This window comes from Humibacter sp. (assembly GCF_035547335.1).
In the GTDB taxonomy this organism is placed as follows: domain Bacteria; phylum Actinomycetota; class Actinomycetes; order Actinomycetales; family Microbacteriaceae; genus Humibacter.
On sequence record NZ_DASZVF010000021.1, the window covers coordinates 15,441 to 38,915 of the forward strand.

At 69.8% G+C, this 23,475-nt stretch carries 20 protein-coding genes; 13 read left to right on the top strand and 7 right to left on the bottom strand.

The genetic code is table 11. The features are described 5' to 3' along the window. Nucleotides 1-3 precede the first annotated feature (3 nt). From VHB92_RS05305 to VHB92_RS05320, 4 genes are all read left to right on the top strand, one after another. Nucleotides 4-1,485 (top strand): maltokinase N-terminal cap-like domain-containing protein, encoded by a 1,482-nt coding sequence (locus VHB92_RS05305; protein WP_325452144.1) that lies wholly within the window; start codon nucleotides 4-6, stop codon nucleotides 1,483-1,485. A 153-nt stretch (nucleotides 1,486-1,638) separates the two neighbouring features. Continuing rightward, nucleotides 1,639-2,538, top strand: coding sequence for a UbiA family prenyltransferase (locus VHB92_RS05310; RefSeq protein WP_325452146.1), 900 nt, complete (start codon nucleotides 1,639-1,641; stop codon nucleotides 2,536-2,538). Then, complete coding sequence (locus tag VHB92_RS05315; protein WP_325452148.1) at nucleotides 2,535-3,575, top strand: sensor histidine kinase; 1,041 nt, start codon at nucleotides 2,535-2,537, stop codon at nucleotides 3,573-3,575. The genes VHB92_RS05310 and VHB92_RS05315 overlap by 4 nt, the downstream gene beginning before the upstream one ends. Further along, a complete protein-coding gene (locus VHB92_RS05320; protein ID WP_325452149.1) occupies nucleotides 3,562-4,191 on the top strand; it encodes a response regulator transcription factor in 630 nt (209 codons plus the stop codon). The genes VHB92_RS05315 and VHB92_RS05320 overlap by 14 nt, the downstream gene beginning before the upstream one ends. 164 nt (nucleotides 4,192-4,355) lie before the next feature. Here the strand turns inward: VHB92_RS05320 and VHB92_RS05325 are convergent, their stop codons facing one another. Then, a complete protein-coding gene (locus VHB92_RS05325; protein ID WP_325452151.1) occupies nucleotides 4,356-4,640 on the bottom strand; it encodes a Fe-S cluster assembly protein HesB in 285 nt (94 codons plus the stop codon). Between the two features lie 198 nt (nucleotides 4,641-4,838). Next, complete coding sequence (locus tag VHB92_RS05330) at nucleotides 4,839-5,810, bottom strand: SGNH/GDSL hydrolase family protein (RefSeq protein ID WP_325452153.1); 972 nt, start codon at nucleotides 5,808-5,810, stop codon at nucleotides 4,839-4,841. A gap of 125 nt (nucleotides 5,811-5,935) precedes the next feature. Between VHB92_RS05330 and VHB92_RS05335 the strand changes: the two genes are divergently transcribed. Then, a complete protein-coding gene (locus tag VHB92_RS05335) occupies nucleotides 5,936-6,859 on the top strand; it encodes a TIGR03560 family F420-dependent LLM class oxidoreductase (RefSeq protein ID WP_325452155.1) in 924 nt (307 codons plus the stop codon). Nucleotides 6,860-7,013: 154 nt separating this feature from the next. On the opposite strand, the gene VHB92_RS05340 is transcribed toward VHB92_RS05335, so the two are convergent. After that, nucleotides 7,014-7,496: a hypothetical protein gene (locus tag VHB92_RS05340; RefSeq protein ID WP_325452157.1), complete on the bottom strand. Its 483-nt coding sequence runs from the start codon at nucleotides 7,494-7,496 to the stop codon at nucleotides 7,014-7,016. Here VHB92_RS05340 and VHB92_RS05345 point away from each other — a divergent pair. The 3 genes from VHB92_RS05345 (at nucleotide 7,483) to VHB92_RS05355 (ending at nucleotide 9,802) form a co-directional block, all read left to right on the top strand. Then, a complete protein-coding gene (locus tag VHB92_RS05345; protein ID WP_325452159.1) occupies nucleotides 7,483-7,743 on the top strand; it encodes a hypothetical protein in 261 nt (86 codons plus the stop codon). The two genes, VHB92_RS05340 and VHB92_RS05345, sit on opposite strands and share 14 nt — an antisense overlap. A gap of 134 nt (nucleotides 7,744-7,877) precedes the next feature. Further along, the gene (locus VHB92_RS05350) at nucleotides 7,878-8,996 is read left to right on the top strand and encodes a Dyp-type peroxidase (RefSeq protein ID WP_325452161.1); all 1,119 of its coding nucleotides are present in this window, start codon (nucleotides 7,878-7,880) and stop codon (nucleotides 8,994-8,996) included. Next, the gene (locus VHB92_RS05355; protein ID WP_325452163.1) at nucleotides 8,993-9,802 is read left to right on the top strand and encodes a family 1 encapsulin nanocompartment shell protein; all 810 of its coding nucleotides are present in this window, start codon (nucleotides 8,993-8,995) and stop codon (nucleotides 9,800-9,802) included. The genes VHB92_RS05350 and VHB92_RS05355 overlap by 4 nt, the downstream gene beginning before the upstream one ends. 204 nt (nucleotides 9,803-10,006) lie before the next feature. On the opposite strand, the gene VHB92_RS05360 is transcribed toward VHB92_RS05355, so the two are convergent. Together VHB92_RS05360 and VHB92_RS05365 are read right to left on the bottom strand one after the other, a co-directional pair. Next, nucleotides 10,007-10,276, bottom strand: a complete 270-nt coding sequence (locus VHB92_RS05360; RefSeq protein ID WP_325452165.1) for a hypothetical protein — start codon at nucleotides 10,274-10,276, stop codon at nucleotides 10,007-10,009. A 1,539-nt stretch (nucleotides 10,277-11,815) separates the two neighbouring features. Then, nucleotides 11,816-12,709: an SMP-30/gluconolactonase/LRE family protein gene (locus VHB92_RS05365; protein ID WP_325452167.1), complete on the bottom strand. Its 894-nt coding sequence runs from the start codon at nucleotides 12,707-12,709 to the stop codon at nucleotides 11,816-11,818. A gap of 402 nt (nucleotides 12,710-13,111) precedes the next feature. Between VHB92_RS05365 and VHB92_RS05370 the strand changes: the two genes are divergently transcribed. Continuing rightward, on the top strand, nucleotides 13,112-14,548 hold the full coding sequence (locus VHB92_RS05370; protein ID WP_414653065.1) for a dicarboxylate/amino acid:cation symporter: 1,437 nt from the start codon (nucleotides 13,112-13,114) through the stop codon (nucleotides 14,546-14,548). 243 nt (nucleotides 14,549-14,791) lie between these two features. Continuing rightward, on the top strand, nucleotides 14,792-15,994 hold the full coding sequence (locus VHB92_RS05375; RefSeq protein WP_325452169.1) for a glycoside hydrolase family 3 N-terminal domain-containing protein: 1,203 nt from the start codon (nucleotides 14,792-14,794) through the stop codon (nucleotides 15,992-15,994). Nucleotides 15,995-16,108: 114 nt separating this feature from the next. Here the strand turns inward: VHB92_RS05375 and VHB92_RS05380 are convergent, their stop codons facing one another. Both VHB92_RS05380 and VHB92_RS05385 read right to left on the bottom strand, forming a co-directional pair. Beyond that, nucleotides 16,109-17,125 (bottom strand): agmatine deiminase family protein, encoded by a 1,017-nt coding sequence (locus tag VHB92_RS05380; RefSeq protein WP_414653069.1) that lies wholly within the window; start codon nucleotides 17,123-17,125, stop codon nucleotides 16,109-16,111. A gap of 553 nt (nucleotides 17,126-17,678) precedes the next feature. After that, nucleotides 17,679-19,211, bottom strand: coding sequence for a PucR family transcriptional regulator ligand-binding domain-containing protein (locus VHB92_RS05385; RefSeq protein ID WP_325452173.1), 1,533 nt, complete (start codon nucleotides 19,209-19,211; stop codon nucleotides 17,679-17,681). 235 nt (nucleotides 19,212-19,446) lie between these two features. On the opposite strand from VHB92_RS05385, the gene gabT reads away from it, so the two are divergent. From gabT to VHB92_RS05400, 3 genes are all read left to right on the top strand, one after another. Then, complete coding sequence (gabT, locus tag VHB92_RS05390; protein ID WP_325452175.1) at nucleotides 19,447-20,817, top strand: 4-aminobutyrate--2-oxoglutarate transaminase; 1,371 nt, start codon at nucleotides 19,447-19,449, stop codon at nucleotides 20,815-20,817. Beyond that, nucleotides 20,811-22,292 (top strand): NAD-dependent succinate-semialdehyde dehydrogenase, encoded by a 1,482-nt coding sequence (locus VHB92_RS05395; RefSeq protein ID WP_325452177.1) that lies wholly within the window; start codon nucleotides 20,811-20,813, stop codon nucleotides 22,290-22,292. Before gabT ends, VHB92_RS05395 begins: the two co-directional genes overlap by 7 nt. A gap of 141 nt (nucleotides 22,293-22,433) precedes the next feature. Continuing rightward, nucleotides 22,434-23,459, top strand: coding sequence for an alpha/beta hydrolase (locus VHB92_RS05400; protein WP_325452178.1), 1,026 nt, complete (start codon nucleotides 22,434-22,436; stop codon nucleotides 23,457-23,459). The last annotated feature ends 16 nt before the right edge of the window (nucleotides 23,460-23,475 follow it).

A 23,475-nucleotide genomic window follows, 5' to 3' on the forward strand; every position in this document is an offset into this window, starting at 1 on the left:
AGCATGCCGCAGGCCGCTGCTCTCGACGAAGACCTCGCCGGCTGGATCCAACGTCAACGATGGTTCGCCGGCAAAGGCGCCACTCCGCGCCTGCGAATGCTCGGCATGCTCGAGTGGCCCTCTCAGCACGGCGTGCAGGTTGCCACGCACTTCGTGCTCGATGAGAGCGAGGGCAGGGGCGCCCTTTATCAGGTGCCCGTGACGTATCGCGACGAGCAGCTGGAGGGTGCGGAGGGCGCCTACATAGGCCGGCTGCCCGACCCTGCAGGGATGCCTCGGCACGCCTACGACGCGCCTCACGACCCGGAGTTCGCCCGGCGCCTGCTTCGCCTGATCGTCGAGCAAGGCCGCGTGGAGGGGCGCAGATCGGCGGACGGGCGCAGCTCGGCGGAGGGGCACGGCTCGGGGGAGGAGCCCGGCACGGCGGACAGGCCCAGCACGGCGGCGTGGGGTGTGGCAGTTCGGCAGGACGGCGATGCATCGAGCGACGCCGAACTCTGGCGCGCCACGGTGCTGTCGTCGCGCGTGATGAGCGCAGAGCAGTCGAACACGTCGATCGTCTATTCGCTCGACTCGCTCGACGGGGAGGCGGAAGAACGGCACGCCATCTGTAAGGTGTTCCGCACGCTGCACCACGGTGAGAATCCGGATGTCGTGCTGCAGTCCGCGCTGTACGCCGCGGGGTCGGCATCCGTGCCCGCCGTCATCGGCAGCGTCGCAGGACAGTGGCCCGACGCGGGTCGCGCCGACGGCCAGGCGAGAGGACATCTCGCGTTCGCCCAGCAGTTCCTCACCGGCGCTGCGGATGCCTGGCAACTCGCGTTGAGCGCGGCGGCGGGCGGCACGGCGTTCCTCGACAGCGCCCGCCAGATGGGCGAGGCGACGGCCGATGTGCACTCAGTGCTCGGGTCCGCGCTGCCGACGCGCGCTGCGGCGCCGGCCGACGTGTCCGACATCCTCACCGGCTGGCGGGAACGACTGGACGCCGCGGCGAGGGAGGTGCCGGAACTCGACGAGCTGCGGTCACCCATCGAGCGGCTCTACGTCAGAGCGGCCGACGCGGAATGGCCGCGGCTGCAACGCATCCACGGTGACCTGCACCTCGGGCAGATCCTCGCCGTTCCCGGTGGACACTGGGTGATCATCGACTTCGAGGGTGAGCCGATGCGGTCGCTCGCGAGCCGCTCCGAGGTGGACGTGCCGTTGCGGGATGTCGCGGGCATGCTGCGCAGCTTCGACTACGTGGCGGGCGCGTGCGGAGACACGCCGGGTGCCAGGGAGTGGGCTCGGGCGTGCAGGGACGCATTCCTCGAGGGATACCGCGACCGGGCCGGACACGACGCGACGCGGCAGAACCTGCTGCTCGACGCGTTCGAGCTCGACAAGGCGCTGTACGAGGCCGTGTACGAGGCGCGCAACAGACCGTCGTGGCTCGCGATCCCGATCGCGGCCGCGCGACGTCTCGCTTCGGCAGTGGAGGACTGAGCACAGGCCCGCTCCGGAGCGCGACCGGCGACCGTAGACGTGATTCGTCGGGGTGTCTCGTCCCGGGCTCGTTCGCCCCGCAGTGTTACGTCGATCACGCGCGACGCACCGGCATCCTTCGCGGTCGACGCCGATCTGCGCCATGATGCTGGCGTGACGATCGGCGCTGAGTCCCGGCGGGAAGAGGATGCCCGCAGGCTCGGCTGGTACGCAGTGCCGCTCGTGCTCGCGGAATGCCGGCCGATCGTGCTCGTGATGTTCGCGCTGCGTTTCGTGGCGGGCGCATCCCTCGGCACGGCCGGCGGCTGCGGGAGACTCGACGCGCTCGACTGGTCTCATGTCGTGATCGGGCTCCTCGCCTGGGTGTGCGCGACCGCCGCGGTGTACCTCTACAACGGCATCTCCGACCTGCCCGGCGACCGTCTCAACGGGTCGGCCCGGCCGCTGGCGAGCGGACGGCTCCCGTTGCGGGTGGCCGTGGCGTGGTGCGTCGGGTTCGGTGTGGCGAGCGTGGTGCTCGGCGCGGTGCTCGGGCTCGCGTTCACGGCATCCGTGCTGGCGTCGCTCCTGATCGGCTGGTGGTACTCGGCCGGACGCCTGGCTGCCAAGCGCCGGGTGTGGTCGGCGTGCGTGGTGATCGGTCTGGGCGGAGTCATCACATATCTCGCAGGCCTGTACTCGGCAGGCGGCACACCGGATGCGTCGTCGCTGTCGGTCGTCGTACTGCTGTCGCTGTGGATGGCGACGGCGGGCAACACGAAAGACCTCGGCGACATCGAGGGCGACCGTTCCGCGGGCCGGCGCACGCTGCCCGTCGTGCTCGGGATGCGCGGTGCGGCGTGGACGATCACCGTGGCGTGCTGCCTCGTCGGCGTCGCCGGTCTCGCCGTGCCGTCGCCGGCCGGCCGGATCGTCGCCGGCTGCTTCGTCGTCGCCGGTCTCGTGATGCTCGCCATGGTGGTTCACGGACGGGACCTCGGATCGAAGCGGAGGATGTACGCGGTGTTCATGGTGAGTCAGCTGGTTGCGAACCTGATCGTGGTGGTGGCATGAAGATCGAGACGGCAGTGCTCGACGACGTCGTCGACGGCGTCTTCGCCCAGGTGCGGGAGGGCCTGATCGCCGCGCAGAGCCCGCTCGTCGAAGACGAGGAGGTCGAGGAGGGCCTGCGCGACCAGGTGCGGTTCCTGCTCGGGTCGGCGTTCGCCGAGCTCGGCTTCGTGGTGGAGCCTCGCCTCGACGAGGTGGACGATCGCGGGCTCGACGTCGGCCTCATCCGGGCGACCCAGCACATCCATCCCGCCGAGAGCCTGCTGGCCGCGAGGCTGCTGTTCTCGGCGAGCCTGCCCGGCCTGCAGCGCGCGACGAAGGATGCCGGTGATCCGGTCTCCGAAGACGCGCTCGCCATCGCGCTCAGCGACCAGATCTTCCGGCTGCTCACCTCGGCGGCGCTGTCGTACGTGGACGTGCTGCTCGACCGCATCACCGCGGTGCAGCGCGAGGAGCGGGCGTCCATCGCCCGGGACCTGCACGACAGGGTGGCGCACACCCTGGCATCCGGCCTGATGAAGCTCGATCTCGCAGACACCCAGCTCACGCGGGAGCGCGATCGGACGCGCACGGAGGCGAGGGGTCTGCTCGACCAGGCGCTCGGCGAGGCGCAGACGATCGCGATGGAGCTGCGCCAGATCACCGGCTCGCGCAGCCTGATCGACTCCGTGCAACTCTACCTCGACGAGGCCGGCGTGCACGACGTCGCGTTGGACGTGTCGGAGGCCGGCGAGCCGCAGCCGTTGGCGGATGCCACGCGCGACCAGGTGTTCCTGATCATCCGTGAGGCGCTGCGCAACTCGTTCTCGCACGGCATGCCGGCGACCGTCGGAGTTCGGCTGCAATGGGGCGGCCAGGAACTGAGGGTGGAGGTGTGGGACGACGGCAGCGGCTTCAGCCCGCTGCGCATCCGCCCAGGCGCGATGGGCCTGGTCGGCATGCGCGAGCGCGCCGAGCTCATCGGTGCGACGTACTCGCTGGAATCGGCGCCGGGCACCGGCACCAGAGTGATCGTGGAGGTGCCCTATGCCGACGAATGAGGCGACGGCGACGGAGCCGATCAGCGCGGTGCTGATCGACGATCATCGTGTGTTCCTGGATGCCTTCGGCAGCCTGCTGCAGAACGACGGCCGCATCGACGTGGTCGCGTCCGCAGCGACGAGCAGCGGCGGCGTCGAAGCCGTCGAGACGCACCAGCCGGTGCTCGTCATCCTCGACGTGGACATCGACGGCACGCCCGTCGAGCAGACGCTGCGCAAGATCCAGCGGGTCTCCCCACAGTCGGCGGTCGCCATCGTCACGATGCACAACCACGCGCCGCTGCGCGACGTGCTGCAGGGAGCGGGCGCGAGGGCGTTCCTCAGCAAGTCGACGTCGGGCGCCGTGCTCATCGATGCGCTCGTGGAGGCGGTCGCGACGGCTCCCGCCGTCCAGGCCAAGGGGCCGGCGCACCTGGAGAGGGAGTCGCTCACGCAGCGGGAGCGCGAGGTGCTGCGCCTGATCAGCCTGGCCCAGTCGAACAAGCAGATCGCTTCGGAGCTCGGCATCACGGAGGGCACTGTCAAGCGCCACGCGTACAGCCTGTTCCAAAAGCTCGGAGCGACGTCGCGCGTGGATGCCGTTCGCAGGGCGTCCAACGCCGGGCTCCTCAGCTGACGCGGCGTCTCGGGCGATGCCGCTTCCGGGCCGGTGCGGTGGCTCAGCTGAGCTGCATCGGCTGAGCCGCATCAGTTGGAGTCTGCCGGCTCAGACGCGAAAGGGGCGGTCCACCATCCGGTGACCCGCCCCTTCGAGGCTGCGTCGTGCGACGCGCCCGTGCCCTAGGCCTGGAGGCCGAGCTGGAAGTGCACGGCGCCCTGCTCGTCGAGCTGGGCATCCAGAACCTTGTCGTCGAGCGCTGCCGAGGCGTTCTCCTCGACGAACACCCGGGCGTCGCCTTCGATGATCACCTGGTCATCGGCCTGCGGTGCGGGTGCCACGGCCACCGCGAAAGTGGTCGCATTCGGCTCCGGGCTGCTGATGCGCAGACCGCCTTCCGGGGAATCGACGGCCTGGGTGGTCAGCGACTTCACGAGAGTGGTGGCGTTCTCGGTGAGGGTGAGCATGTGCTCTCCTTCCGGTTGCGATCATGAGTCGGCCACGATTCCGCAGCCGCCGCAGTGCCGCAACCCGAGGCGGCCGATTGTGCGCGGAGACCCAGGTTCGGCACCGCGGAGATCCAGGTTGGCGGCCTACAGGCCGGGGCTCGATCTCAGGCGAAGCAGGGGAGAAAGCCTGGGAGGGATCGGGCGACGGGACGCGCCTCACGCGGCAGGAGGTGCGACATCCTTCGCGTGGCGCAGCCGCACGCCCGCCCGCCGGGAGGCGCGGAACGCGAGCCACGCGAGGGGATGGCTGCTGGTCTTGTCGTATACGCGGTAGGGCACCAAGGGGCCGTCCTTCGCCGGATATCCCGCCGCTGCCCGCACGCTCGGGAACAGCACCTCGGCCGCGTTGACGTACCCCAGACCGGACGGATGCAGCCGGTCCATCGCCGAGAACATCGACGTGGGATCCCGCCGGAACAGCGGGCCGAGCGAGTCGGCGAGCGACACCGTCCGTGCCCCGGCGCGCAGCGCCACGATCGTCTGGCTCGTGGCGAGGAGGCGACTGAGCCAGTGCGCGAAGAACCGCAGCGGCTCGAAGAACGAGCGCACGGTCCCGAGATCCGGGCACGTCCCGACCACGACCCGCGCGCCCATGCGGCGCAGCTCGCCGATCGTGGCTCGCAGCGGATGCAGGGCGTCGGCGAGTGGCTTCAGGTGCATGGCATCGTTGCCGCCGACGATGATCACGACGACGTCGGGCGCAGAGGGCATCCTTCCCACCGCGATCAGCTGGGCCAGCAGGTCGGTGGACTCGGCCCCCACTTCCGCCACGTTGTCGAGTCGCACGGGTCGTTTCGCGACCTCGGCCAGGCGTTTCGCCAGGACGACCCCGACCGTCTGGTCGTCGGTGTCCGAGCCGTATCCGACCGCGAGCGAATCGCCCATGAGCACGAGGTGAAGGGGCTGACCGTCGTACTGCTCGCCGAACGGGCCGCTCGCGCCAGTGGGGGTGACGCTTCGGGTGCGAAGCAGCTTGCCGCGTGCCCAGAAGCCCTCGACGACCGTCAGCGCCGCAACGCCGAGGATGGCGGCCAGCGCCGACCCGAAGCCGACGGCGGCGTAGCGGACGACGAGGATCGGCCATCGCAGAGCGGCCGGTCGCTCCGGCGTCGGGTTGTCGTCGTTCATGAGTGCCTGCGGATGCTGTCACCTCGATTGCCTGAGGCAAACGTTACTCGCGGGCGCGGGTGACAGGCATTCCTCGTGTCGCCGCTCGGGACGTACAGGTGCGTCCCGACCGGCAGGATGGTGCGGTGGAATACTGCATCTTCGTCGAGCCGCAACTCGGCATGACCTGGGACCGACTGCTGGCGGCTGCGCTCGCCACCGAGGCGCACGGCTTCCACGGGTTCTTCCGTTCCGACCACTACATCGCCCCCGACCGCGTCTTCACGGGCGATCACGCCGTCTCGGATGCATGGACCACGCTCGCCGCTCTCGCCGTCAGCACCCGGCGCATCCGGCTCGGCACGCTCGTCTCGCCCGTCACGTTCCGGCATCCAGGAGTGTTGGCGGTGCAGGTGGCAAACGTCGACGCCATGTCGGGCGGCCGCGCCGAACTCGGCCTGGGGGCGGGCTGGAACGCGCCGGAGCACGAGGCGTACGGCATCCCGTTCCCGCCCAAGCGGTTCGGGCTGTTCGAGGAGGCCCTGGCCATCGTGAGCGGTCTGTGGGGCACGCCGGACGGGCAGACGTTCTCGTTCCAGGGTGAGTACTTCACGCTCGACGCCGCTCCCGGCGCGCAGCGGCCGGCCGGGGCACGCATCCCGCTCATCATCGGCGGGGGCGGTCCGAGCCGCACGCCGGCCCTCGCCGCACGATTCGCGAGCGAGTTCAACACGGGGTTCGTCGCGAACGAGGTCGTGGACGAGCGGTTCGGAAGGGTGCGCGACGCCGCGGAGGCATCCGGTCGCGACCCTCAGACGCTGCGACTGTCGATAGCGCTCACGGCCACGATCGGCGAGAGCCGTGCCGAGGCGGATGCGCGTGCTCGCGCCCAGCGCCTGGACCCGGCCGCCCAGCGCACGAGCGGCCTGCACGGCACGCCGGACGACGTGGCCGAGCGGCTTTCCGGGCTCCGGGCCCTCGGCGCCGCCCGGGTCTACCTTCAGCTTCTGGATGTCACCGACCTGGCACAGTTCGACCTGCTCGCCGAAGCGACGCGCCTGGCCGGCTAGCCGGCGCGGGTCCTCGGCTTCTTTCCGGTCCGCGTGGCCGGCGGCTCGGGTCGGTCGGCACGGGCCGCTGGGCTCACGCCGTGGGGTCAGTGCCGGTCGGCTTGGGCCACTGGGCTGGACCGCTGGGCCGGGCCGCTGGGCTGGGCCGCTGGGGTCAGTGCGCGAGGATGCCGAGCACGATCACGATCGAGCCGAGCAGCCCCGTGATGAGCGCGGCCAGGATCCGACGCCACCACGGGCGCCTGTTGCGCAGGGCGACGAGGTATCCGATCATCACCAGCAGCACGATGCCGATCAGGAGTGCGATGAAGTACGCGACGTACTCGTCCATCAGATGCAGTGCCGCCAGAAGCAGGAAGAACGCCGGCAGCAGCATGGCCAGCAGCATCCCGCTGGAGTGCCGCACCGCTTCGCCGAACGCCTTGCGAACCGGAACGGGCTCGCCGCCCTCGTCAGCGTGCGCAACGGCGGTGCGGGCGTAGACGTGGGTCAGCCAGAAGATGATCGTCGTCGCCACGATGAACGTGAGCACCTCGAGATCGGTCTGGTACTTCCATCCGATCGCCATCAGCGCGGTCACGAGCACGATGCCGTAGACCGTGGATTCCGTGCCGAACAGGTTCGTGACGAAGCGCACGGCTCGGCCTGAGGTGCTGGGTGTCTTCGCGGGGCCGGGAGTCGGGGCGGGAGTGCTGTCGGCGGCGGTGGCGGGCGTCTTCGCGGGGCCGGGAGTCGGGCCCGTCGCGGGACCGGTCGTCGGGGTCGGCGCGCCGCCGGCGGCCGCCGGGTTCGAAGGAGTTCGTGCGGCCGACTCGGCGCTGGCGGGGGCGGGCGTGGGCGCGTCCGGCCCTCGCGGCGACCCGACCGGCCTCTCCTCCATGTGAAGTGAACTTACCCGGTCTGCAGACGCTGCGCCGACCCGGTCCGGGCCCGACCCGGTACATCGAGGCAGGGCCGCCCGAGCGGGCGAGGTCAGGCTGCTCGGCGGTAGTGTTTGGCTGAAGCGGAGGGGAGCCGGATGTCGAGTCACCACGGCGATCGCGTACCGATCGATGCTCAGAGCGTCGACGCTCCGCTCTCCAGGTTCGCGGTCTTCCTGGTGGTCACGGTGCGCGACGATCCGGCATCGCTCGACATCGTTCGGGAGACGATCTCGGCGATCGACGACCTGGTGAAGACGGTCGGGTTCCGCGACCTCGGCGGACGTCTCTCGTGCGTCGTGGGCATCGGGCGCCTGCTGTGGGACAGGCTCGTGCCGGGCATCCGTCCCTCAGAGCTCGAGGTGTTCCCCGTCGTGCGCGGCGACGTGCACACAGCGCCGTCGACGGCGGGCGACCTGCTCTTCCACATCAGGGCGGAGCGCATCGACCTCTGCTTCGAGCTGGAGCGGCTGCTGCTGGATGCGCTCGGCAGCACGGTGCGCATCGCAGACGAGACCCAGGGCTTCAGATACTTCGACGAGCGGGACCTGCTCGGCTTCGTCGACGGCACGGCGAACCCGATCGGTCAGGATCTCGCCGACACGGCCATCATCGGAGTCGACGACGCCCCGTTCGCCGGCGGCAGCTACGTCGTCGTGCAGAAGTACCTGCACGATCTGGGCACCTGGGGTGATCTCACCGTGGAGGAGCAGGAAGCCGTCATCGGCCGCAGGAAGAGCGACAACGTGGAGCTCGACGACAGCGTCGAGAACCAGAAGGCGCACAAGACGCTGACGACCATCACCGACGAGAACGGCGACGAGATCGACATCCTGCGCGACAACATGCCGTTCGGCCGCCCCGGGTCGGGGGAGTTCGGCACGTACTTCATCGGCTACTCCGCACGGCTCTGGGTGACCATGCGGATGATCGACCGCATGTTCATCGGCGACCCGCCCGGCTTCTACGACAAGATCCTCGACGTGTCGATGGCCGTCACGGGCAGCACGTTCTTCGTGCCGTCGAATCCGGTGCTGCAGGCGCTCGCCGACCCGGATGCGCTCGCCGATGTGCTCGGGATCGCCGCGGACGACGACGAGTCTGGCGCGCAGAGCGACGAGTCCGGCGCGACGGCCGGCGACGGTCTCGGGATCGGATCGCTTCGCGCCATCCCGCTCGATTCAACAGACCTGGCACGGAAGGAACGCAGACCATGACGAATCATCTGCTGCGCGATCATGCACCGCTCACCGACGCGGCGTGGGCGCTTCTGGATGCCGAGGCGTCCGCTCGCCTGCCCGTCGCGCTCGGTGCGCGCAAGCTCGTCGACTTCTCCGGGCCGCACGGCTGGGATCACTCGGCGACCAACCTCGGACGCGTGACGGGCGTGGTGGATGCGCCCGAGGAATCCGTCATCGCGCGCAGCCGCAGGGTGCTCCCGCTCGTGGAGGTGCGCGCGGACTTCGCGCTCGAGCGGGAGGAGCTCGACGCGGTCGACAGGGGTGCGGAGGATGTCGACCTGAGCGCGCTCGACGAGGCGGCCGTGCGCGCCGCGCGCGTGGAGAACTCCGCGGTGTTCAACGGATGGGATGCCGTAGGCATCACGGGCATCATCCCCGCGTCCCCGCACTGCCCGCTTGTGCACGAGGGAGCGCCGCAGGACTATGACGACGTGGTGACACAGGCGATCGCCGCGCTGAAGCGTTCCGGCGTGGACGGGCCGTACGCGCTCGCGCTCGGGCCGACCCAGTGGACGAGCGTGATCGAGGCGAACGAGGGCGGCGGGTATCCGTTGATCCGGCACCTGCGCGACATCCTCGGCGGACCGGTTGAATGGGTGCCAGGGCTCGACGGCGTGGTCGTGCTCAGCCTTCGCGGCGGCGACTTCGTGCTCGAGGTGGGGCAGGATCTCGCGATCGGATACAGCGCGCACGACGCGCAGAGTGTGAGCCTCTACCTCGAGGAGTCGTTCAGCTTCCGCGTGAACACGCCGGAGGCCGCGATCCAGGTCATCCTCGGCTGATCGCTGCCAAAGCGCCGGGCGCGATACCGAGGGTTGAGTCTGTCGAAACCGGGCGACCCCGCGATACCGAGCGTTGAGCCTGTTGAAACCCGGCAACGCCAGCGCAGCGGTTTCGAAGCGCAACCGGCGCCGACGCGAGCCGGTCGCCGCCGGACATAGCCGGCGGCGACCAGACTGCCCTTGGCCGTTGACGCGTTCATGGCGTCACCTGCGTGGAAGCTCGTGCGCCGCGGCGAGCCAGGCCTGCTCCCGAGCCGCCCGCTCCCGCTCGAGGCGGTTGCGGTGCGCGATGAGCTCCCATTGCGCTTCCCGATCGGGCCGCGCACGGTACCGGTGCCTGCCCCAGAGGAGCAGAGCGAGACCTACTCGCATGGCGATGCGATCCAGTGGACTCGGCGGATGCGAGTCCCGGCTCCACGAGCTGACCGCGCCGGTGGTGGCGGCACGGGGCTTGACGAGTGTTTCGGTGTTCATGGTGATTCCTTCGCAGTGTGCTCGAACGTGTCGAGCGGGGTTGGTGGTGCGTGTGGTGCGACGGGTGCCACGCGGGGCGTGGCTCACGCGGCGCGGGCACGGATGCCGTCAGCCGCGATCTCGAGGGGCGGATACAAGAGACGATCGGTCGTCCGGCGTCGATGCCGGCGGGTTTTCTGCCAGCGGCACGCTCTGCGGAGAGCAGAGAGCGCCGGAACGGAGTGCGGGAGCCGAGCCCCGTTGCGGGAGCTTGGACGGAGCGGGCGCGACGCGCGGGGGCCGGTCGAGTCGGCGTCAGCGGTCTGCGCCAGATGCCGAGCTCAGGCGCCGAGGCCGTGGCGTGCGGTCGAAGTCGCTGCGTCGGTCAGTCGCCGAGCCAGCCGTCGCCCGCTGCTGCCACCGGACGACGCCTTCCGCTGCCGCCGGCCGACGCCCGCCGCTGCGAGCCGGCCGACGCCCGCTGCTTGCGCTGGCCCGTTGCCGTCCGCTGTCGACGCGGAGCAGACCGACGCCCGCTGTCGCCGCGGAGCAGACCGACGCCCGCTGTCGATGGCGAGCCGGTCGGCATCCGCTGCTGCCGGCTCTGTGGCCGCGCCACTCGTGTGAGTCGGACTGCCGATGCACCGACAGCTCGCGAGCGAGACTCGAGCAGAGTCGATCTAGTGCTGCTCAAACACCGGGCAGCGCGATCGACGGTGGCGCCGAGGCCGCGAGGGCGTCAGCAAGCGGATGCGCGCCTCAGCAGGCGGAGACCGCTAGCAGGCTGTCCCTGCGCGGAGGCCACGCTCACGAAGCAGGGATGCGCCGCGGAATGCGAAGGTGTGAGGCTGAGTGTTCGTGATGTCCTGCATCATGACGTTCCCCTTTCGCATTCCTGATCGCCCGCTCGAGCGCGAGACTCGCGCGAGCGGAACGGATGACCCGAATGGGCCTCCGTCAACTTAGCGGGGATTCACAGCCGAGCGCAAGGAAAGATGCGGAATCATGCAGCGCTCCCGCCCACGGGTCCGTTTCCTGTCCACGGGTCCCCTAATCTGCGGCAACAAACGGACCGCCCGGCAACAAGCGGACCCGCGGGGAGGACGCGGCTCTCCCGCGCCGGTCGCCACATGCCCCGGCACGACTGCCGCGTGGCGTCCACGGATCCCCGGTTGCCGTCTCCGGCGGTGCGGTTCCCGTCCACGGGTCCGTTTCCCGCCCACGGGTCCACTTCTTCGCGGCGACAAACCGACCGCCCGACAACAAGCGGACCTCTCGGGGAGGGCGAGGCTCTCAACGGCTCCCCGGTCGTGGCATGCTGCACACGACCGCCGCGTCGCGTCCACGGGCCCGGTCCCCGTCCGTAGCGCGTCCACGTCCCTTCCACGGGTCCGTTTCCTGTCCACGGGTCCACTTATTCGCGGCAATAGGCGGACCGCCCGGCAATAAGCGGACCGCTGGCTGGGGAAGGGGCACCGCGGGAGATGCGAAGACGGACGAGGCAGGTGGGGCGAGGACGGAGGAGGCAGCTGACCGCCCGGCGGCCAAAGTACCTCTGCGTCAGAGGCGCTTGGCGCCCTCGACCGTGACGCGGATCACGTAGAGCCGTGTCGTCGCGGTGATGTAGAGCAGGTTGCGCTGCGGCCCTCCGAACTCGAGGTTCGCTGCGATCTCGGGCAACCGCAGCACGCCGAGCAGCGTGCCATCCGGGTCGTAGACGTGCACGCCTTCCCCAGTGGCCGCCCACAGCCGGCCCCGATCGTCGAGCCGGATGCCGTCGTATCCCGCCGGGCTCGAGGCGAACTCCCGTCCGTTCTGCAGTTCGTCGCGCACCACGTCGAACACGGTGACGGTGCGGAGCTCGCTGTCGGTGACGTAGAGCAGTGTTTCGTCGGGCGAGAATGCGAGGCCGTTCGGCTGGGTCAGGGTGTCGGCGACGACCGCAAGCGGGGCATCCGGCGCCCAACGATACACGTTGCGGCTGCCGATCTGCTCGACCGAGCGATGCCCCTCGTAGTCGGTGAGGATGCCGTAGGTCGGATCCGTGAACCACACCGAGCCGTCGGAGCGGGCCACCACATCGTTCGGGCTGTTGAGGGCGAGGCCGTTGTAGGCATCCGCCAGCACTGTGGTGGACCCGTCGTGCTCGCGGCGCACGATCCGCCGGTTGCCGTGCTGGCAGGAGATGAACCTGCCCTGGGGGTCGACCGTGCGGCCGTTCTCGAATCCGGCGGGCTGCGACCAGACATCGACCCGTCCGGACACCTCGTCGTATCGCAGCACGCGGTCGTTGGGGATGTCGCTGAACAGCAGGAAGCGCCCTTGAGGCGAGTACGACGGCCCCTCGAGCCAGCGACCGTCGTCGAACAGGATGCGCAGTTCGGTGTCACCCCTGATCCCCTCGAAGCGGTCGTCTCTGCGCTCGAACACGGCGGGGATGCGGTCGTTGGTCATGGGGGTATTCCATCGCATCTGCGCACGGCTCCGCAGAGGCTCGACTCGCGCCGTCATCCTGCGGACGTCGGGGCTCACTCCTCGCGCGGGCTCGTAAGTCGGTGTGGCGGCGCGGTTCCGCTTTCACCGGCAGCGCGAGCGCTGGCGTTGCACGGCCGACGGACGGCTTGACGTTTCACCGGGCGCGGCCCGGGCCGGCGTTCACCGGCGCAAGCGGCCTGGCGTTTCAGTGGCAGAAAATGCTGCGCGGCGTCCCAGCGTCCGCATTCTCTGTCAGTGAAGCGGATGCCGCGAAGCCGCAGCCCCCCGCCGCTGACGGCCCGCCGGCGGGCGGCATCCGCCCTCGCGGTAACACTCCGTCACAGCCGACACCGTCGCTTCGGGCGTCGATAACGTGACCGCGTGACTTCGACGACTGCAGAGAACAAGGGACCAGGCGGCGAGCCCGCCCAGGGTCGACCCGCATCCACTCGCAAGGCGCCACGCTGGCTCACGTCGTTCGGCGTGCAGATCATCGCCGGACTCATCGCCGGCGTCGTGGTCGGCCTGATCGCCCGTTCCCTGGGCGGAACGCCGCTTCAGCCGAACTGGCTGACGGCCACGGTCACGACGATCGGCGGATCGTACGTCTCACTGTTGACGGCCGCCGTGGTGCCGCTCGTCTTCACCGCCGTCGTGAGCTCGATCGCCAACCTGCGCCGGGTGTCGAACGCGGCGCGCCTGGCCGTGCAGACGCTCATCTGGTTCGCCATCACGGCGTTCGTGGCTGTGGTCATCGGCATCGCGCTCGGCCTCATCGTGCAGCCGGGCGTGCACACGGGAGTGACGAAGGCGGATGCCGCCACTCCCAGCCACGTCGGCTCCTGGTGGGCCTTCCTCACCGGGCTGGTCCCGTCGAACGTGTTCGGTCTTTCGGCGCAGTCGCAGGTCGTCGGGACCGGGCCGGCGGCATCCGTCACCACGGCGGTGTCGTTCAACGTGCTGCAGGTGATCGTGATCTCGGCGGCCATCGGCATCGCGGCGCTGGCGGTCGGCAAGAAGGCCGAGCCGTTCCTCAACCTGACGTCGTCGGTGCTCTCGATCATCCAGAAGGTGCTGTGGTGGATCATCCGCCTGGCGCCCATCGGCACCCTCGCGCTCATCGCGAAGGCCGTCGCCACCTACGGCTGGGATGCGCTCGGCTCGCTCGGCGTCTTCGTGATCTCGATCTACGTGGGTCTGGTCATCATCCTCTTCGTCGTGTACCCGATCATCGTTCGCAGCAACGGGCTGTCGATCAAGCAGTACTTCTCCGGCGCATGGCCCGCCATCCAGCTGGGCTTCGTCTCTCGTTCGTCGATGGGCACGATGCCGCTCACCGAGCGTGTGACGGAGCGCAACCTCGGGGTGCCGCGCGCGTATGCGTCGTTCGCCGTGCCGCTGGGCGCGACGACGAAGATGGATGGCTGCGCCGCCCTCTACCCGGCGCTCGCCTCGATCTTCGTGGCGCAGTTCTACGGCATCCACCTGAACCTCGGCCAGTACCTCCTCATCGTGGTCGTCGCGGTGGTCGGATCTGCGGCGACCGCGGGCACGACGGGTGCCACGGTCATGCTCACGCTGACGCTGTCCACCCTTGGCCTGCCGCTCGCGGGCGTCGGACTGCTGCTCGCGATCGACCCGATCATCGACATGGGACGCACCGCGATCAACGTGGCGGGGCAGGCGCTCATCCCGACGATCGTGGCCAAGCGCAACGGCATCCTCGACCTGGAGCTGTACAACGCGCGGCGGAACGGCGACGATCCGTTCGTCGACGACGCGGCGGACGTTTCCGAGCCGGAGCCCGTGGCCGCCTGATCGCGTTGCGCGGCCGCCCGAGCCGCTTCGCGGCTGCCCGAGCGCGTTTCGATTGCAGAAAATGCTCTTCGCCTTCGGGCGGAGAGCATTTTCTGCGCGTGAGACGACTTCCGGATGCGGCGACGCGGCGTTTCGAAGCGGCGACGCGGCGACGCGGCGGCTGGACGCCACGGCATGAGGCGACAGCGCGAGGCGTTCTCTCGTGACGGGCATCCAGGCACCGGTGCCCCCTACGCTGGAGGCGTGCGCAGACCGACGGCTCGGATGCTCCGCGCGGCCGGCCTGGTCGCGCTCGGCGCCGCGCTCGCCGGGGTCGCACTGAGCGGATGCGCGGCATCCACTTCGAAACCGCATCGCACCGCATCGCCCACCACGGAGAGACCGACGCCGACGCCCACGCCCACGCCGACCAGCAACCCGATCGCGGGGATGACGCTCCAGCAGAAGGTCGGCCAGCTCTTCATGGTGGGGACCCAGGCGACAGAAGCAGACGCGACGACGGTGGATGCCGTGAAGAGCCTTGATGCAGGCAACGTCTTCCTGGCCGGCAGGTCGCATGGCGGAGTGGCTGCGACGAAGGCCCTCGTGTCGCAGTTCACGTCGCTGGTCGCATCCGGCTCGACGGCAGGCCTTCCGCTGTTCGTCGCGACCGACCAGGAGGGCGGCGAGGTGCAGGTGCTGAACAGGCCCGGTTTCGACGACATGCCGTCGGCCCTGCAGCAAGGCGCCATGGAGCCGTCGCAGCTGAAGGATGCCGCCCTCACGTGGGGGTCGCAGCTGAAGTCGGCCGGAGTCACGATGAATCTCGCGCCCGTCGTCGATCTCATCCCTTCGCCGGACGCCGCAGCGGACAACCCGCCGATCGGCGGCTTCGACCGGCAGTTCGGCTATGACCCGGCCACGATCACGAGCCATGCGGATGCGTTCCGCGCGGGAATGGATACGGCGGGCGTCGTCCCGGTGATCAAGCACTTTCCCGGGCTGGGGGCCGTCACCGAGAACACCGACACCGACTCGGGTGTCACCGACACGACGACGACGGCGACGAGTCCCAGCATCGGCGTGTTCGGTACGGAGATCCAGCACGGAGCCCGGGTGGTGATGATGTCTACGGCCATCTACACGCAGCTTGATCCGGGCGGTCCTGCCGTGTTCTCGTCCTCGATCATCAACGGTCTGCTGCGTCAGAAGCTCGGCTTCGACGGTGTCGTCATGAGCGACGACCTCTCGGCGGCAGAACAGACCGCGGCCTGGTCTCCTGCCGATCGGGCCGTGCTCGCGGTGCAGGCGGGCGTGGACATCGTGCTCATCTCGGCCGATCCCTCGGTGGCGGCTCCGATGGTGTCGGCGGTCGTGGCGAAGGCGCAGGCGGACCCGGCGTTCGCGAAGATCGTGGATGACGCCGCTCGGCGCGTGGTGGAACTCAAGCGCCAGCAGCTCGGCTGACGCCGCCGCGCTACCGAGGGTTGAGCTTGTCGAAACCCGACAGTGGGCAGGGGGGCGGTTTCGACAGGCTCAACCGGCGGTAACGGCGCGGGTTTCGGTGGTATCGGGGCGGGCTCAGCCGGCCGTGGCGAGCGGCTGCTGCAGTGTGATGCAGTGGATGCCGCCGCCGCGCTCGAAAAGCGGGCGCGCATCCAGAGACACCACCTCCCGACCTTCATATGCCGCTGCGAGTATGTCCAGCGCCTGCTCATCGTTCGGGTCGCCGAACGTGCCGGCGATGACACCGCCGTTGACGACGAGGTGGTTGATGTAGCTGTAGTCGATGAAGTCGTCCTCGTCCCTCAGCACTCGCGGAGCGTGCAGCTCGACGATGTCCCACTCCTCGCCGTCAGGAGTGCGCGAGGCCCGGAGCGTCTCCAGGATGCCGCGGGTGATCTCGTGGTCCGGATGCCCGGCATCCGCCTGGGTGTGCACCAGCAGACGGCCAGGCGAGGGGATCGTCGCCACGATGTCCACGTGGCCTCGCGTGCCGAACCGTTGCGCATCCCGGTACAGCCCGCGCTCCAGCCAGATGGGGTTGGTCCCGCCGAGAGTGCGCCCGAGCTCCGCCTCGACGTCCTCGCGTGTCCTGCCGGGATTGCGGTTCGGGTCGAGCTGCACCGTCTCGGTCAGGAGCACCGTGCCGAGCCCGTCCACCTGGATGCCCCCACCCTCGTTGACGAGGTCGCTCACGACGCGGGTCGCTCCGGCTCGCGCCGCCACGAGCGCTCCGATCACGGAGTCGCTGCCCCACTCCGCCCAGTCCTGAGCGCCCCAGCCGTTGAACCGCCACGTGGCCGCACCGAGCCGGCCGCGCCCGTCGAGCACGAAGCTCGGGCCGATGTCGCGCATCCAGGCATCGTCGAGCGGCGCCGTCACGAGCTCGACCTGGCTCGACAGGTAGCGTCGCGCCACACCGAGATCGTGCGGATCCACCACCATGGTCACGGGTTCGAACCGCAGGATCTGATGCGCCACCTCGCACCACGCGTTGCGCGCCTCGTCGAGCTCCTCTGCGGTGTCGCCGAGGTACGCGCCACCGCGCGGAAAGGCCATCCAGATGCGCTCCTGCGGCTCGGTCTCGGCCGGCATGCGCCAGCGTGCCTGCTCGCCGCGCTCGGACGCCTCTCCCGGCTCGGCCTCGCCCCCGGCCTCGCGCTCGTCGCTGGGCACGGCGGGGTCTTCACGCTCGTCGATCTCGATCGTCTCGATGACATCGACCTTGTCGATCTCGATCGACCCGCCGGCTTCAGGCTCGTCCGTCTCGTCGACCTCGATCGACTCAACCGTCCCGTCGACCTCGACGGCCTCGGCCTCGACGGACTCGCCGGCCTCAGGCTCCTCGACAGGCTCGTCGACCTCAACGGTCTCGACCATCTCGGAAACCTCGAGCGCGACCTCACCGTCGGCATCCGCGGCGAGCACGTCGGTCGCGTCGTCCTCGACGACCTCGACGACCTCGACGGCCTCGACCTCGACCACGTCGCCGGCCGCGTCCACGGCGAACACCTCCAGACGCGCCTCCGCGTCCTGCTGCCGCGGCGTCGGCTTGCGGTCGTTCTTGCCCATGTCATCCCCCTGTCGCGACCTGTCGTGCCTGCATCCGCACGCCACCTGAGGTGATCGGACGCCGTCCGACCTCGCCTCAGCCGTCCCTACCATCGTGCCCCGCGCGCACCGTGCGCAGGGCCGCCCATACCTCCGCCCGCTCGGCGAACGAGCCGAAATTCCGGCCGAGCGCCTTCTCGACGGCACGGATCCGCGCTGTCAGCGTGTGGCGATGCACGCCGAGTTCGCGCGCGGCGGCGTCGTACACGCCGTTGTGCTCCAGCCAGACGAGAACGGACGCGCTGAGAACTCCCTCCGAGTCCTGGGCGCGGAGCGGGGCGAGCAGCGCGGATGCCCGGGAGCGGCCATCCTCGCCGTCCAGCGCGGCCAGCAGGGAAGATCGAGCGCCGGCCGGGTCACCGCCCGCCGCCCGCGGGTCCGTCGCCCGACCACGCACCCGATGCTCACCGAGCGGCTGCCCGCCTGCAGCGTCCGCCGGTGGTTGCGGTCCTGCCACGGCTCCCACCGAGGCACGATGCACAGCGGCCTCGAGATGGGAGCTGGCGCGGTCCAGCGCAGCCACGTCGGCGTTCGTCAGCCCGGTGTGCTCGCCCAGCTCGCCGCCGAAGTCGTCGGCAAGCGTGCGGGCGTCTTCGAGCGCCCGCAGCAGAACGGCCCGCATCGTGGCGCGCGCCGACTCGAGCGCGCGACCCTGGCCGAGCGCAAGTCCGGCCAGCGCGACGACGCTCGTCACCACCTGCTGCGCGGCCTGGTCGAGATCGTCGGCTCCGCCGTGCGCGAGCACGCCGAGCAATCGGTCGCTCGCACCGATCGTCTGCAGCGACATGACGGTGTCGCCGTCCGCGATCGCGGATGCCGCTCGGCGGCCGACTGCGAGCAAGCGCCTGGCCTCTGTCTCGACGTTCGCTCGGGCGGATGCCGTCAGCCCGCGGGTCGGGAACACGCGATCGACGGCGCCGTCGGCATCCACGAGCGCCACCCACTTGCCGAGTTGCCGGGAGAGCTCGTCGAGCGTGGCATGCAGCCCATCGGCACGCAGAGCGGCGAACGACACCGCTCGCTGTGCGGACAGCGCCCACGTGTTGCGGGCGTACGCCTGCTCGGCCAGGAGATCGGCCGCGTACCTGGCCACGGCGATGAAGGGCGTTCGATACGGAACCTCGAACAGCGGGATGCCGTGCCGCACGCACGCGTCCGCGAGCTCGGCCGGCGTCTGGCGTACGACATCCGTGCCGAAACCGAGCGCGGCGACGCGGGCGAGCGCGAGCCGGTTCACGTAACCGTCGTAGTCCGCCGCGCTGCTGGCCGGCGCACCACTGGTCGGCGTGCTGCCGGCCGGCGCACTACCGGTCGGCGCGCTGCTGGCCGGCGTCCTGCTTCCCGACGTCCTGCTTCCCTCCGCGGGCGCCTGCGGCGTGCCGAACTGCGTCCCCGTGGTGAGTAGCACCTGGCCGGGGATGAGGAAGGGAGTGGGGTCGTCGAGATCGGAGCTGTGCACCCAGGAGATGGCGGCATCCAGCGCCTGCGACGGAAGCTCCGCTTGCGGCGTGAGAAGGTGGAGGGCGAGCTCTCGACGGCCGAGCAGGGTCGTGACGGTGGGTGCCGGCATGGCGCGAGTGTACAGAGTGTCCAGGAGAAGGCGCCGAATGTACACGTTGTACAGAGAGTTCGGCCGAGCGCGGGCCTAGCCTGGCGAAGAGGCGAGAAGTTCGCATCGGCGAAGGGCTCGATCGGCGTGTGCGACAACGGTCCGATACGGGTCTGGCCGCCGGAGCGGCACGAGACCCGATCGACACGGATCCGGTCGACGCGACGCCTGCCACGTGAAACGAATCGAGACAGCGATGACCACAGTCGACACGCAACCCGACTCCGCGCCCGCCATCCCGGTCGGCGGCCCGCAGCTGGAGCAGCAGCGCCGCCTGCTGACCGAGATCCCCGGACCGCGCTCGCGTCAGCTGCTCGAGCGCAAGGCTGAAGCTGTGGCCAGGGGCGTTGGGCACACCGTCCCGGTCGCCACGGTCGCGGCGGGCGGAGGCGTGCTCGTCGACGCGGACGGCAACTCGCTCATCGACCTGGGCAGCGGCATCGCCGTGACCGGCGTGGGCAATGCGGCGCCGCGCGTCGTGGAGGCGGTCCAGCGGCAGGTGGCGCAGTTCACCCACACGTGCTTCACGATCTCGCCGTACGACTCGTACGTCGACGTGGCGGAGGCGCTCAACCGGCTGACGCCAGGCGACTTCGCCAAGCGCAGCGCCCTGTTCAACTCCGGCGCCGAGGCCGTGGAGAACGCCGTCAAGATCGCCAGGCACTACACGAGGAAGCAGGGCGTCGTGGTGTTCGACCACGCGTACCACGGCCGCACCAACCTGACGATGGCGCTCACCGCGAAGAGCATGCCGTACAAGAACGGCTTCGGGCCGTTCGCGCCCGAGGTGTACCGGGTGCCCATGTCGTATCCGTACCGCGACGGCTCGAGCGGAGCGGAGGCAGCCCGCCGTGCGATCGGGCAGATCGAGGTGCAGGTGCGCGCGGAGAACCTCGCGGCCATCCTGATCGAACCCATCCAGGGCGAAGGCGGCTTCGTCGTTCCCGCCGACGGATTCCTGCCCGCACTGCAGAAGTGGGCGAACGACAACGACGTCGTCTTCATCGCCGACGAGGTGCAGACCGGCTTCGCCCGCACCGGAACCATGTTCGCCAGTGAGCAGTTCGGCATCGTGCCCGACCTGGTCACGACGGCCAAGGGCATCGCGGGCGGCCTGCCGCTCTCGGCCGTCACGGGCCGGGCCGAGATCATGGACTCCTCCCAGGTCGGCGGCCTCGGCGGCACGTATGGAGGCAATCCGATCGCGTGCGCAGCGGCACTCGCCGCCATCGAGACGTACGAGCACGACGACCTCGCCACGCGTGCCCGCGAGCTGGGCGCCATCCTCGAACGCCGACTGAACGAGTTGAAGGCCTCAGATGCAAGGGTCGGCGATGTTCGGGGCCGGGGCGCGATGATGGCCATGGAGCTCGTGAACCCGCAGACGGGAGAACCGGATGCCGCGCTCACCGCGCGCGTGCAGGCCGCGGCGCTCGCCGAGGGCGTCGTGGTGCTCACGTGCGGCACGTGGGGCAACGTGATCCGGTTCCTGCCGCCGCTGGCGATCTCGGACGAGCTTCTGAACGAGGGACTGGATGTCGTGGGGAAGGCGATGACGGAATGCTGAGCGAACAAGAGCTGCTGAGCCGAGTGCCCGACAGGCTGTACATCGGGGGCGACTGGGTCGAAGGCGAGCGGGCGGGGGAGTCCGGCGGCGGCGCGCTGAAGGTGTTCGACCCGTCGAACGGGTCCGTGCTGAAGACGATCGCGGATGCCTCGCCGGCCGACGGCATCCGTGCCCTCGACGCTGCCGTCGCGGCCGCCGACGAGTGGGCGGCGACCGCGCCGAGGAAGCGCGGCGAGATCCTGCGCGCGGCGTTCGACCTGCTGCAGGAGCGCGCCGACGACTTCGCGTTGCTCATGACGCTGGAGATGGGCAAGCCGCTGGCCGAATCGCGCGGCGAGGTGACGTACGGCGGGGAGTTCCTGCGCTGGTTCAGCGAGGAGGCCGTGCGCATCACCGGGCGATACGGCATCAACCCCGAGGGCACGGGCCGCATGATCGTGTCGCAGCATCCCGTGGGGCCGTGCTACCTCATCACGCCGTGGAACTTTCCGCTCGCCATGGCCACGCGCAAGATCGCGCCCGCGCTCGCCGCAGGATGCACGGTCGTGGTCAAGCCGGCCGAGCTGACACCGCTCACCACGCTCTACTTCGCGAAGCTGCTCGAAGACGCGGGGCTCCCCGGCGGAGCGGTGAACGTGATCACGACGACGACGTCGGGCGCCGTGTCGGAGCCCATCATCTCGGACCCTCGACTGCGCAAGCTGTCGTTCACCGGGTCGACGCCGGTCGGGCGCAAGCTGCTGCAGCAGGCATCCGCGAACGTGCTGCGCACGTCGATGGAGCTCGGCGGCAACGCGCCGTTCGTGGTGTTCGACGACGCCGATCTCGACAAAGCGGTCGAGGGCGCCATGCTCGCGAAGTTCCGCAACATCGGCGAGGCGTGCACGGCGGCGAACAGGTTCATCGTGCACGAGGATGTCGCCGACGAGTTCGCCGCGAGGCTGACCGACCGCGTGCGCGCGCTGAAGGTGGGAAGGGGCACCGACGAGGGCGTCACCATCGGACCGCTCATCGACGACAAGGCCGTGGCGAAGGCGTCCGGACTCGTGCGAGACGCCGTCGATCGAGGCGCGACCCTGCGCCTCGGCGGATCGGCGATCGAGGGCGACGGCACCTTCTTCGAGCCGACGGTGGTGACGGATGTCGTGCCCGGCAGCGACATCCTCCGCGAGGAGATCTTCGGGCCCGTCGTGTCGATCGTGCCGTTCCACGACGAGGACGAGGCGGTGCGCATTGCGAACGACACCGAGTACGGACTCGTCGGCTACGTGTTCACGAAAGACCTGGCTCGCGGACAGCGCATGATCGAGCGGATGCAGACCGGCATGATGGGGCTGAACGTCGGCGTCGTGTCGAACGCGGCAGCGCCGTTCGGCGGGGTGAAGCAGTCGGGGCTCGGCCGCGAGGGCGGATCCGAGGGCATCCACGAGTACCTGTCCACCAAGTACACGCTGACGCCGAACCCGTTCGCGTAGCCGGCGAACGGAATACGGCGCGTCAGACGGATGCCGTCGCGCGTTCCGCCAGCGCTTGCCTGACCGGTGCGAACGACTGGGGATCGACACCCTGAGCCACGCTGCGTCTGCCGCAGCCGCCCGACCACTATGGTCTCTAGGGTGGGGGAACGGGGCCGCAGGCCGTGGTATCGACGGCGCGCGGTGATCGCGTGGGCATCCGTCATCGTCGTGCTGGGCGTGCTGACCGTCTTCTCGTTCGTCAGTCCGTGGCCGAGCGCTCTGCTCATCCGCACGGTCTTCGAGGTCAATGCGCATCAGACCGTGCAGACGATGGAGAAGTACGCGCCGACCGGCGGCCTTCGTGAGCGGATGAACGTGCCGTACGCGCCAGGCGGATCCTCCGACACCACGTTCGACCTGTTCGCGCCCGAGGGTGCCGTTCAGCCGCGCACCACCGTCGTGTGGATCCACGGCGGCGCGTGGATCTCCGGCGACAAGAGCAACGTCGACCCCTACGTCCGCATCATCGCGTCGCACGGATACACCGGCATCAGCCTGAACTACACGGTCGCGCCCGAGGCGCAGTATCCGACAGCACTGAAACAGCTCAACTCCGCGCTCGGATACATCCTCGAGCACGCGGCAGAGCTCGGCGTCGACCCTTCGCACATCGTGCTGGCCGGCGACTCTGCCGGTGCGCAGTACGCGGCGCAGCTGGCCGTGATGGCGACGAACGAGTCCTACACACAGAGGCTCGGCATCCGGCCTGCGCTGACGAAGGACCACCTCGCGGCCGTCGTGCTCGACTGCGGAATCTACGATGTGCGCGGCATACCGAAGGCGCCGGGCATCGGTGGATGGGGATTCCGCACCGCGCTGTGGGCGTATCTCGGAACGAAGGACTGGTCGCACACGCCCGGTGGCGAGGCGATGACCACCATCGACCACGTCACCAAGGACTTCCCGCGCACCTGGATCTCGGGCGGCAACGCCGACCCGCTCACCGCGGGCCAGTCCAAGCCGATGGCCGCCAAGCTGAAGGGCCTCGGCGTGCAGGTCACGAGCGTCTTCTACCCAGAGAACGAGACGCCGCCGCTGCAGCACGAGTACCAGTTCCACCTCAACCTGGCGGCGGCACGTTCCGCGCTGAACTCGACGCTGCAGTTCCTCGGCACGGTCGGGTGAGCGCGCGCCGGCCGGC